Origin of the sequence: Methanosarcina barkeri MS (genome assembly GCF_000970025.1) — an archaeon.
In the GTDB taxonomy this organism is placed as follows: Archaea; Halobacteriota; Methanosarcinia; order Methanosarcinales; family Methanosarcinaceae; genus Methanosarcina; species Methanosarcina barkeri.
In genome coordinates this window covers 240634-253064 of record NZ_CP009528.1, presented here as the reverse complement: position 1 = coordinate 253064, position 12431 = coordinate 240634, and the positions used below count along the sequence as shown (strand labels likewise).

Below are 12431 nucleotides of genomic sequence, written 5' to 3'. Positions count from 1 at the left end.
TCATTCATTCAAAACGCCCTCCTTTATTATTCGTGAGCAAGATCCACTAAAACAAGGATTGAAACATATATGCGATTCCTGAAAAGGCCTTCCTTCTTATCATTCGTGAGCAAGATCCACTAAAACAAGGATTGAAACAACACTACCGGCACCGAGGGTAAATGATCTAATGACAATTCGTGAGCAAGATCCACTAAAACAAGGATTGAAACTATCTGCCTATATGTTTCTCATAGTTTTTTTGCGTTATTCGTGAGCAAGATCCACTAAAACAAGGATTGAAACTAATCTTCTGCTATCCAGAAGCCGGTTTTCCTGAAAGATTCGTGAGCAAGATCCACTAAAACAAGGATTGAAACAACACTACCGGCACCGAGGGTAAATGATCTAATGACAATTCGTGAGCAAGATCCACTAAAACAAGGATTGAAACTATCTGCCTATATGTTTCTCATAGTTTTTTTGCGTTATTCGTGAGCAAGATCCACTAAAACAAGGATTGAAACTAATCTTCTGCTATCCAGAAGCCGGTTTTCCTGAAAGATTCGTGAGCAAGATCCACTAAAACAAGGATTGAAACTTCTGCAACACACCCCACCGGACCTATAAGAGCTTATTCGTGAGCAAGATCCACTAAAACAAGGATTGAAACTCCAGTTCCTGTCTAAATTGGTACACTGTTTTAAATTCGTGAGCAAGATCCACTAAAACAAGGATTGAAACATCAACTAAGGTCACTTTTGACCTACTGCAAATAAATTCGTGAGCAAGATCCACTAAAACAAGGATTGAAACGCAATTTGTGAGGAAGAATAAATGAACTATCACGCGCATTCGTGAGCAAGATCCACTAAAACAAGGATTGAAACATTGCTTCGTCCTTAGCTAAATTATAAAGAGCGGTATTCGTGAGCAAGATCCACTAAAACAAGGATTGAAACACAGTCCAACGACTGAAGAGCCGGGTAATTCTTGGAATTCGTGAGCAAGATCCACTAAAACAAGGATTGAAACTTAAACAGATCTGTAGCCTCTATCTGATCAGATTCGTATTCGTGAGCAAGATCCACTAAAACAAGGATTGAAACTTAGATATGAAAGGCACTTTTCTATCCTGACAAAAATTCGTGAGCAAGATCCACTAAAACAAGGATTGAAACCCACCATACGCCGGACTTGCGATTTTGAATAATCAATACTCTCTATTCGTGAGCAAGATCCACTAAAACAAGGATTGAAACTTCAGCTCGCATTCGTCCTCATCAACCTAACCGGAATTCGTGAGCAAGATCCACTAAAACAAGGATTGAAACACATCAGAACAGCAAGCAGACATCAATAAAATGCCTGAGTATTCGTGAGCAAGATCCACTAAAACAAGGATTGAAACGGAGCTTCTGAGCTCTACGGTAGCAGTATTATTTAGATTCGTGAGCAAGATCCACTAAAACAAGGATTGAAACATGACTATTTGTTATTTGACATATCAACTACCTATATTCGTGAGCAAGATCCACTAAAACAAGGATTGAAACCAGACTCGGATTCAACTTTTATTTGCTTTCCAGAGATTCGTGAGCAAGATCCACTAAAACAAGGATTGAAACGTTCTTTGCGGGATAATAAATCACTTTGGTTCGCCCAAATTCGTGAGCAAGATCCACTAAAACAAGGATTGAAACAATATTACAATCCTAATTTCTGAAGTCCTGTACTTTCATTCGTGAGCAAGATCCACTAAAACAAGGATTGAAACTCATATTGTTTAAGTTGCTCAAAAAAATCCTCTGTATTATTCGTGAGCAAGATCCACTAAAACAAGGATTGAAACTTGTGAATGGGATAGAAACAATCTGGTGATGTTATGATTCGTGAGCAAGATCCACTAAAACAAGGATTGAAACTCAAAGAATCATGGCTCGTTCTAGAGACCTTGTTTTCATATTCGTGAGCAAGATCCACTAAAACAAGGATTGAAACCTTCGGGGAAGTGTCTGGTGATGACAATGAAATTTCAGAGTATTCGTGAGCAAGATCCACTAAAACAAGGATTGAAACAGTCTGATTCTTCCCAGGGATTAGTTTCATTATTCGATTCGTGAGCAAGATCCACTAAAACAAGGATTGAAACTTACACCATTTCATGGCAATCTGTGTTCGAGCAGTGATTATTCGTGAGCAAGATCCACTAAAACAAGGATTGAAACTAATAGATGACGGTTCTAAAAATGATGAACAAATATTCGTGAGCAAGATCCACTAAAACAAGGATTGAAACTCATTATTCGAGATGAACGGAAGAGGGAGTAATATTCGTGAGCAAGATCCACTAAAACAAGGATTGAAACATTCAACAGGAAAACTTAGGTTGAAATGGTGATATTCGTGAGCAAGATCCACTAAAACAAGGATTGAAACGGACCCTGGAGAATTCCCGGAGAGCTGCAGGAGCATTCGTGAGCAAGATCCACTAAAACAAGGATTGAAACTCTTTTGTGAGTGTGATTACGTATTTTTTGCCTTATTCGTGAGCAAGATCCACTAAAACAAGGATTGAAACGACTACAGGGATGTATAAGATTTGACCCCGACGAAATTCGTGAGCAAGATCCACTAAAACAAGGATTGAAACGAATACTCATGCTCTCACCGTCCTCAAGAAACAAATTCGTGAGCAAGATCCACTAAAACAAGGATTGAAACATTAGGTAAGCTTTTTCGGTTTCGGCTTCTATTGATATTCGTGAGCAAGATCCACTAAAACAAGGATTGAAACCATAAACAATAAATATATGATTTCTTACTATTACATTCGTGAGCAAGATCCACTAAAACAAGGATTGAAACCATGCTGCCCTGGAGTAAGCAACGCAAAGAGGACATATTCGTGAGCAAGATCCACTAAAACAAGGATTGAAACTAAAAATGCTATTAGAACCAGAACAGAAACAAAAAATTCGTGAGCAAGATCCACTAAAACAAGGATTGAAACAAAAGAGAGATTATGCAATATCATGTATGACCTATTCGTGAGCAAGATCCACTAAAACAAGGATTGAAACGACTACAGGGATGTATAAGATTTGACCCCGACGAAATTCGTGAGCAAGATCCACTAAAACAAGGATTGAAACCTAGTCTAGATATCAAAGGTGTGACTATCTCAGGGATTCGTGAGCAAGATCCACTAAAACAAGGATTGAAACGAAAACCACTGATCTGCATCCCAAAATGATCCAAAAATTCGTGAGCAAGATCCACTAAAACAAGGATTGAAACTATAAAATAAAATAAGAAAGGAACTTTCAAATGACATATTCGTGAGCAAGATCCACTAAAACAAGGATTGAAACTATACCCGTCTTCTCCAAGAAGTGAACGCTTATAGAAATTCGTGAGCAAGATCCACTAAAACAAGGATTGAAACATCATCTCCTCTGTTGTTAAGTCGCTTATTAACATATATTCGTGAGCAAGATCCACTAAAACAAGGATTGAAACATTGGTGTTTTTTTACATATTTGTGACATTTTCCATACATTCGTGAGCAAGATCCACTAAAACAAGGATTGAAACGGAAGGTCAACCATGTTTTCGACTTCATTATCAATTATTCGTGAGCAAGATCCACTAAAACAAGGATTGAAACAAGATAATGTATATTCCATCCGTTGTTCTGGTTCATATTCGTGAGCAAGATCCACTAAAACAAGGATTGAAACATAATTGGATGATTGAAAGGAGATTAAAACAATGAATTCGTGAGCAAGATCCACTAAAACAAGGATTGAAACCTCATTTTCTCATATCTCCTATTTCATCTTATTATTCGTGAGCAAGATCCACTAAAACAAGGATTGAAACTGGTTTAGGTCTATACATCCCCAATATGTCAGTTCATTTATTCGTGAGCAAGATCCACTAAAACAAGGATTGAAACTAACAAACTCCTGACAGATGAAACAAAAAAGCTTGAATTCGTGAGCAAGATCCACTAAAACAAGGATTGAAACAACTTCCTTGTCTCTGATTCCATGCTTTCTATCTGATTCGTGAGCAAGATCCACTAAAACAAGGATTGAAACTTTTTAACAACCGAGAAATGGGTCGGAGAGAAAAAAGAGATTCGTGAGCAAGATCCACTAAAACAAGGATTGAAACAAGGTTGCCTTCATATATTCACCTTGTCCAAAAATATTCGTGAGCAAGATCCACTAAAACAAGGATTGAAACATTGCTGTAGTAAGCGTTCTGGGGGATAGGAATTTCATTCGTGAGCAAGATCCACTAAAACAAGGATTGAAACTTCCCACCTTTTCACATTCAACACACTTTCCAATATTCGTGAGCAAGATCCACTAAAACAAGGATTGAAACAGTGTAGTATTTGCAGCCTATTGTAATACACAGATATATTCGTGAGCAAGATCCACTAAAACAAGGATTGAAACGAAATAATTGATAATGCTGGACCAGCAGCTTCTCCGAATTCGTGAGCAAGATCCACTAAAACAAGGATTGAAACAAAATTGTGGATACAATTTGAATGAATTTAAAGAGGTATTCGTGAGCAAGATCCACTAAAACAAGGATTGAAACTCAATACGTTCAAGAAGTTTGACTCTTTTACCTCTTATTCGTGAGCAAGATCCACTAAAACAAGGATTGAAACACAGAGAACCGGGGACGGTTGGAGACATTCAAAAATATTCGTGAGCAAGATCCACTAAAACAAGGATTGAAACTTCTCGTCAAGAAAGAACTCCCATGACTTGAGGGATTCGTGAGCAAGATCCACTAAAACAAGGATTGAAACGGAACTATATGGACTACATTGTCACCGTCTAGATATATTCGTGAGCAAGATCCACTAAAACAAGGATTGAAACACAGGGCGTCCTCTTGGAAAGCTCATGATAGGTCACGTATTCGTGAGCAAGATCCATTAAAACAAGGATTGAAACATACAGCTTTTGGGCATACATTCTCAGAAAACTCGATTCGTGAGCAATGCTTTTTAAGTAAGTTGTGTATATACTATTCGCGAGCAAGATCCAATAAAAAAGAGAAAGATTGAAACTTTTATATTTTTGCGAAGTATATCAGGCGATGAAAATGCTAGATTTCCTTAAAAATTTATTTGGTAGTAAAAATAATAATAAAACCCAAATAAGTAAGCCAAAATATGTTAAGGCGTTTGGAGATAGAGTTATACACTGTAACATGGCTCGCATATTTACCGGAAAAGTAACAAGTGTAGGTAACTGGGGTAATGATTACGAGAGAAATTATAGGTATAATGTAATATCGGGTAAAGTTAAAATTAGAAAGTTAAAAGCTATAACATTACATAGGAGCTGGGGTGGCACAATTAAGTTTTTTATGTTTTATCCTGTTACTGGATATGCAGAAATAGAAGCCAACGGTACAAGAATTATGTTACACAAATATAATGGATACGGAAAAAAGATGATTTATAAGCAGAAATTAAGATTATGATTTTTACTTTTACTAAGTAAGACACTTTTATAGTAATAGTTATCAGTTTGTGAATATATCTATTTTCAATATAAAATTCGCGAGCAAGCTCCAATAATCGTTTTTAAAACCTGAATACATCAATTCTCCACCGGAAGAGATGCGCTTTAACTACATGATGAATATTTATACGAAGTGGTACCGCAGCTATTTTTACTTCTGCGCGAAGTACGCATGCCCAGACCTGCAGGCAATATCTACATCTTTTGAAACAAAGTTTGCACGCATGGAATATGCAGGAAATAGGCTTTTCAACATTTCATACATGAGACATACGGAAACGTGGTTTGAAATTTTTAGAGACTTATCTATAGACGAATGTTTAGAAACGATCCAGAATTTTATCACTTCCTGCCATAAAAACATCATAAAAGAAATTCATATACATGCTATCGGTTTTATCCGTTTTATGGAAATCGTTGAATAGTATCAAATGGTACCAAATAATTTGTGATGTTGCTGGGTATTGTTAGATATCATTGAATATTATAGGATACTATTGAATAGTATCTAAGATTAGCAAAAATTAATGAATATTGCCAGAAATTAATTAATATTAGCAGAAGCGAACGAACGTTAGCAGAAATTAGTTGATGTTAGCGGTCGTTTATTCTGGGGAATAACTGTATGAAAGACACGTTTAAAAAGATATACCAATTAAAACTTTCAATAAAAGGTATTAGTCCTAAAATCTGGCGGCGAATCCAGGTTCCGGAAAATTATACTTTTCTGGACCTTCATAAGACTATCCAGACTGTAATGAACTGGAAAGATTACCATTTGCATGAATTCGAGGTGCAAAACCCAAAAACCGGTGAACTTGAAAAAATAGGGGAAACAGATGACGGTTGTGAAACTTTCTGTGAGCCCCTTGTACCGGAAAATAAAGCTAAGCTTTCCAAATACTTCACTCCGGAAAATAAGGTTGCTCTGTACACCTACGATTTCGAGGACAACTGGGAGATAAAAGTCCGGCTTGAGGAAATCCTTCCGAAAAGAAAAGGAGCGAAATATCCAGTCTGCACTGCAGGAAAAAGAGCAGCAGCCCCTGAAGATATAGGAGGAACAGGAGGCTATGAAGAGATGCTCGATATCTTGGAAGACCCTGAACATGAGGAATACGAACATACAGTGGCGTGGCTGGGGAAAAATTTTGATCCAGAGTACTTTAAACCAAAAGATATTGCTTTCTGAGCTGGAAAAGTTGGGAAGTGGTAAAAGTATCCCGAAATACCGCAAAAATTCAGATTTAAACTTTTTTTCTCTTTAATTTTTTAATTTTTGACATCTGTCAAAACATAATCAAGAAATAGAGGCAAAGAAAAAAGGATTGAAACATAGTTTCGGGTTTCATTGCCTATCTAAAAACTAATAAATCCATAAGCAAATTCAGACATTAAACCTTAATCGAAAACGGTAATATGAAAGAAGATAGGGCAATAATATCTTAATCTGGCTTGTGACTATATAACAAAATATCTGTAAGCCGGAAAATGCCTAAAGCAGGGATTAAGAGCCGATATTATTATTTAGATAACAAGACATATTCACAGCAAAGAACTACTCGAAAAGGTGAGCACAATGTCAGATCCTGATAAATTCGATGTAGAAGCAAAAAATATCTATGAAGCCCATAAGGAAGAATGGGAAAAACGATACAGTGGAAAAATAATAGCCATAGATGTTGATGCTAATGACCTTGTGTCGGTAGGTGATCACCTTAAAGATGTTAGTTTAAGAGCAAGAAAAGAGCGTCCAGGCCACCGTTTATTTGTGCGTAGAGTAGGTAATAATCCTTCAGTTTCCCGACTCAGGAATAGAAACTATGCATGAAAAAACTACAGAACCTTAAAGACCTGTAGAGTAAAAAATAAGAATCTGTGAGACCTTATCTGCCGAAAATCCTTTTTTGAGCAGCTTTTCAGTCTTATCAACGAAAATAAACCGGTTGCTCTTCTTATGTATATAAGTCCCGTATTCATCAACAATTAACCGAATCTTGAATTACCTCCTATGTATTTGAGTAACTTCCATATTCTTTTAATCCTATGGATCTACAAATATTATTTCGCGAAGAGTTCGGATAAAAACCGAATTCTGGAAATTGTACTTCCGTTTTCCTGAAGAATCACGCTTTTACTCAATTTGAGTTTTTAGTTTTCAAAAAAGCAATATCAATAAGTAACATTTAAAATAACTAGCTTGAAGTATTTTAAAAGAACACCTTCTTTTTTCTTTTGACCAAAGATATGAAATTCACAATTGTGTGAGACTGTCATCATTTAACTAAAAGTTAAAATGTATCTTTCATATTCAACTTCGTAAATTATTTTTTAAAAGTGATTACATATGTACATTATCAAATAAATAATTTTGATATCCTATAAGCGAAAATGCAAAAATTTAAATGGTACCCGTCCTTATATACCCTTTAGCTATTTGTCGACGACCAAATTTAGTTAACCAAAACAAAAACAAGTATATTTCAAATATTAGACAGTTCAAACAAAAAAGAAGTTTCTTGATGTTTGTTTTTAGGTTCTAAATTTCCAGAGAATTTGTTGAAAATCAGGAAAACGGTCCTGTCGAGAAGTAGAAGCCACCAAAACAAGGATTGAAACCAGATTTAGCAACGACCATATTTTGTTCTCAATCGCGTCGAGAAGTAGAAGCCACCAAAACAAGGATTGAAACGCCAGATTCTTGTAAGCATCTGAAAGATTATTAAAAGTCGAGAAGTAGACTCCACGAAAACAAGGATTGAAACTTTGAGGAGATATATCTACCAGAGCCCATGTCTCTGGTCGAGAAGTAAACTCCACGTAAACAAGGATTGAAACACTTATTTCTTTTCCTTTTCCGTCATATATTTTTATGTCGAGAAGTAAACTCCACGAAAACAAGGATTGAAACATTAGAGTTGCCTCCTTCAATCTTTGGTCAGATTTAGGGTCGAGAAGTAGACTCCACGAAAACAAGGATTGAAACTATTCTTTGCTTTCTTGAACCGAAGACTGTATTCCAGTCGAGAAGTAAACTCCACGAAAACAAGGATTGAAACAATTTCAGACTTTGTCGGTTGGTTTTCGAGTTTCTGTCGAGAAGTAAACTCCACGAAAACAAGGATTGAAACCTTTTCTCTTCCCAAACTTGTCTGCTATTTTTTAGGTCGAGAAGTAGACTCCACGAAAACAAGGATTGAAACTAGTTTTCATCAAATTTCTCCTCTTTATTTCTAAGCGTCGAGAAGTAGACTCCACGAAAACAAGGATTGAAACTATTATATCTCTAATACAATCATTCATATTTTCTATATCGAGAAGTAGACTCCATGAAAACAAGGATTGAAACCCGTACTCTGATACCATATTAAGTCATCCCTGAAATGTCGAGAAGTAGACTCCACGAAAACAAGGATTGAAACTCTTTTCCAAAGAAAAGATCATTTACCCGTCTAGTGTCAATAAGTAGACTCCACAAAAAAGGATTGAACCTTTCTCTATGGATATCTGTCTCTGTTTTTATTGAAAAACAGTTCCAAGAAAACACGTATCAAGACCTCTAATTCGGAAAAAAGCCGAATTCTTCGCAGCTAAATATATCAAGCTCCGTAGATGATTGAAAATTAAGAATCATTTACGGAGGTATCTGAGATTCAGAAGCAAAAACTGGCCGAAATTCAATTAAAACTGTATAATAAAGCGAAAAGGAATCCTGAAAAGCGGTTTAAAAAACTTAAAAAGCTAATTTTGAAAGACGAAGTTCTTTACACCGCTTGGAAGAATTTGAACAGAAATACAAAAGGAACTGGTTTTGATTCTCTGACTATCCAGCAGGTAGAGGCTTCAGGGGTTGAAAACTTCATCCGCTCGATAAAGAAAGAACTTAAAAGTGAAAAGTACGCTGCTGGCGAAGTGAAAAGAGTCGAAATTCCAAAAAAGAACGGTGAGACAAGGCAGCTTGGAATTCTTACCTTAAAAGACCGGCTTGTCCAGGGAGCTGTAAAACTCATTCTTGAGCCGATTTTTGAAGCTGATTTTGAAAACTGCTCCTACGGCTACTGTGCTTACAGGTCTGCAAAACTCGCCAGCCTTGAAGTTTACAAATGGCTTGAAACCGGGAGCATCCATTACCTGAAGGGAGATATTGAGAACTGTTTTGACAGCGTCCCGCATGATAAGCTCATGACAGTCCTTAAAACAAGAATTGAAGATGAGCTAATACTTTCTCTGATCGAGGACTGGCTTAAAAAAGGTTCAGTTGAAAGCAGTTCCGGAAAATATTCAGGGAAAGGGCTGCTTCAGGGTGGAATAATTTCACCTCTTCTTTTAAACTTTTATCTTGACCAGTTTGATAACCAGTGGGCTGAAATCGGGCTGAAGAACGTTGAAGGGGATTCGGTTGAGCACCTTGTTCGTTTTGCAGATGACTTTGTGATCCTTTCAAAGGAATGGATCAATTCTGACAGAGTTGAGGCTGTTCTGGATGTAGTGGGCCTTGAATTTAACAAAGAAAAAACCTATGTTGGGAATGCAGTGAACGGGTTTGAGTTCGGGGGCTTCTATTTTCAAGAGATTATCGATGAGAATGGATTGGAGAGAAATATAAAAATCATACCTACTGAAGGGTCTATTGAGAAGGTAATTGAGATCATTGAGAGCATAGTAAGCGCAGAAAAATCAAACTTTGATGATAAAAATAAAAATCGGGCTTATAATAGTATTATTAAGAATATTTCTAAAGTTTTAGACCCGTGGGTAAACTATTACAAACATACGGATTACGCGGCTGGGCTTGAAAGAATTGAGCAAAGTGTTAACAAAAGGACAAAAGAGTTTACTTAAATATAAACAAAGTTTTATTTTTGTAAAAAAGTTTATCCGTAAAATATCAAAATTTATTTATGTTACAAGTAATTTAGGGTAAAATAAATACAAATTAAATTAAAATGATACTTATTAAAAATTCGTTGTATTTCCCATGACTCCAGAAAATATTAAGCTCAAAACTCTTGAAATGACCTTTGAAGGCTCAGAAGAGTTCAAAGGGAACGCAAATCAGATACGTGGTTTCTTTGCGTCAAAATTCAATGAATACGATCAGCTCCACAACCATAACACTGACAGATATTATTACCGTTACCCTCTTGTGCAGTACAAAGTTCTTGATAGAATGCCTTTAGTGGTTGGTATAAATGAAGGAGCAGAAATTTTAAAAGGTTTATTTGATAAATTTGATACGGTTACTCTTCCTCATGAGGACTTTGAAATCACTGAAAGGTCTCTGAGGCTTAAAAAGCAGGATTTTGGCCTTACAAAAAACCTCTACTTTTACGAATTTCTCACTCCCTGGCTTGCCCTTAATAAAGAAAATGAAGAAAAGTTCTTTGAGACCAGAAACCCTGAAGAAAAAAAGGAAATCCTCAGGAAAACGCTTGTAGGAAATTTGCTCTCCATGTCAAAAGCTTTTGGATATACGGTTCCTGATACCATAAAATGCGATGTTGATGTGGAAGTCAGACGTTCAAAGTACAAAAATATGGATTTTACTTCTTTTACAGGTGGTTTTATAGTTAATTTTTTGATTCCGGATTTTATGGGAGTGGGAAAGGGGGTTGCTAAGGGGTTTGGGACTGTGAGGAAAATACAATTCTGACTATTTTAATACATAGCTTTGAAAAGGAGGATTCAAACTTTGGATATAATAAGTGCAAAAAGAAATGAGTCTGACAAATTTGCTGATTATAGAAGTGACTACCTGTTTCTATTGATCGGTACAAATCCTTTACCAAATTATGTTGTTTATCACTTACTTGCAAAGCCATCTTCCCATATTATCTTAATTCACACTTCTAAAACAGACCAAATCGCAAATAATCTTATCACAATACTTAACATTCCTTCAGAAAGGTGGACTAAAATTCCTGTAGATGAATCAAACTCCAGAAATATATACACAAAAATAATTGAATACTCAAAAGGGAAACAAAAACTTGGGCTAAACTACACTGGTGGAACAAAGGCTATGGCAGTAAATGCATATAAGGCCGTTTTAGATGCAGATAAAGATTCTGTTTTTAGTTATCTTGATGCTCGTAGCTTGGAATTAGTAATAGATAAAAGAGATTCTTCGTCAAAAAGAATACCTGTAAGTCTATCTGTCAAACCATCAATTGAAGAACTCTTTTCTTTGCATGGGTACAGAATAGATAATAAAAGAGAAGTGTTTATGCCTGAGATTTGTGAAGTTTTGGCAAATGATCTATTTGTAGAATTTAGGAAATGGTGTGACGATAAATTAAGGTCCAAAGACTTGGGTAAAATACTGAACAAACGCGAACTGAAAAATGTAATTTTGCCTGTTGATCCGCCATTTGAAAATTTGGCTAATTTTTGGAAAGATTGCAGCACATTAGAGGAGCTAGCAAAAAAATGGAAAAAAGATGTTGAGAATTTGGCTAAATGGTTTGATGGTAATTGGTTGGAAGACTATGCACTATTAGCGTTTCAAGAAGTAGCTGAGGAATGTAAAATCCATGATCATATTTTAGGAGCCAAATTCAACGATGATAAATTTGAGTTAGATGTGGCTATTTTAAGAGGGTATGAATTATTCGTAGTTTCTTGTACAACTGCAAGCAAAAAACATATTGTAAAGGAAAAGTTATTTGAAGCCTATGTCCGCGGTCAGCAGCTAGGTGGGGATGAAGCAAAAATAGGAGTGGTATGTTTTGCCTCAGAAACAAACCCCAAAGCAAGTCCTGAAAGAATTAGAAAAGATATTGAGGAAGAGTGGCATTTAGAAAACAAGTTTAGGGTGTTTGGTGCTGAACAGATTCCAAATCTTTCGATGTATCTAAAAGAATGGTTGACATCTTAACACAAGAAGGTTTT

Annotated in this window: 7 protein-coding genes and 1 CRISPR repeat array (1 of these 8 running past the window's edge); all 7 genes read left to right on the top strand. The window is 36.1% G+C overall.

The window, feature by feature from the left end; all coding sequences use genetic code 11:
• Window positions 1-4964: a CRISPR direct-repeat array (repeat unit 37 nt; unit sequence ATTCGTGAGCAAGATCCACTAAAACAAGGATTGAAAC) (it extends 2463 nt beyond the left edge of the window).
• Between the two features lie 145 nt (window positions 4965-5109).
• The 7 genes from MSBRM_RS01145 to MSBRM_RS01115 all read left to right on the top strand — a co-directional run bounded on the left by MSBRM_RS01145 (window position 5110) and on the right by MSBRM_RS01115 (window position 12417).
• On the top strand, window positions 5110-5499 hold the full coding sequence (locus tag MSBRM_RS01145; RefSeq protein ID WP_141706440.1) for a hypothetical protein: 390 nt from the start codon (window positions 5110-5112) through the stop codon (window positions 5497-5499).
• Window positions 5500-5638: 139 nt separating this feature from the next.
• Window positions 5639-5965, top strand: a complete 327-nt coding sequence (locus tag MSBRM_RS01140; protein WP_176722131.1) for a DUF3024 domain-containing protein — start codon at window positions 5639-5641, stop codon at window positions 5963-5965.
• Between the two features lie 200 nt (window positions 5966-6165).
• Window positions 6166-6732: a plasmid pRiA4b ORF-3 family protein gene (locus tag MSBRM_RS01135; RefSeq protein WP_048154169.1), complete on the top strand. Its 567-nt coding sequence runs from the start codon at window positions 6166-6168 to the stop codon at window positions 6730-6732.
• A gap of 387 nt (window positions 6733-7119) precedes the next feature.
• Window positions 7120-7371, top strand: a complete 252-nt coding sequence (locus MSBRM_RS01130) for a hypothetical protein (RefSeq protein WP_048154166.1) — start codon at window positions 7120-7122, stop codon at window positions 7369-7371.
• 1952 nt (window positions 7372-9323) lie between these two features.
• Window positions 9324-10382: a reverse transcriptase domain-containing protein gene (locus tag MSBRM_RS19060; protein ID WP_141706441.1), complete on the top strand. Its 1059-nt coding sequence runs from the start codon at window positions 9324-9326 to the stop codon at window positions 10380-10382.
• 136 nt (window positions 10383-10518) lie between these two features.
• Window positions 10519-11193: a CRISPR-associated endonuclease Cas6 gene (locus MSBRM_RS01120; RefSeq protein ID WP_048154163.1), complete on the top strand. Its 675-nt coding sequence runs from the start codon at window positions 10519-10521 to the stop codon at window positions 11191-11193.
• Window positions 11194-11232: 39 nt separating this feature from the next.
• Window positions 11233-12417, top strand: a complete 1185-nt coding sequence (locus tag MSBRM_RS01115) for a PDDEXK family nuclease (RefSeq protein ID WP_048154160.1) — start codon at window positions 11233-11235, stop codon at window positions 12415-12417.
• Window positions 12418-12431 lie beyond the last annotated feature (14 nt).

What these genes read in the sequence shown, in the direction of transcription:
- MSBRM_RS01140 (WP_176722131.1), top strand. Translation starts at nt 5,639, where the DNA reads ATGCGCTTTAACTACATGATGAATATTTATACGAAGTGGTACCGCAGC.
- MSBRM_RS01145 (WP_141706440.1), top strand. Translation starts at nt 5,110, where the DNA reads ATGAAAATGCTAGATTTCCTTAAAAATTTATTTGGTAGTAAAAATAAT.
- MSBRM_RS01135 (WP_048154169.1), top strand. Translation starts at nt 6,166, where the DNA reads ATGAAAGACACGTTTAAAAAGATATACCAATTAAAACTTTCAATAAAA.
- MSBRM_RS01130 (WP_048154166.1), top strand. Translation starts at nt 7,120, where the DNA reads ATGTCAGATCCTGATAAATTCGATGTAGAAGCAAAAAATATCTATGAA.
- MSBRM_RS01120 (WP_048154163.1), top strand. Translation starts at nt 10,519, where the DNA reads ATGACTCCAGAAAATATTAAGCTCAAAACTCTTGAAATGACCTTTGAA.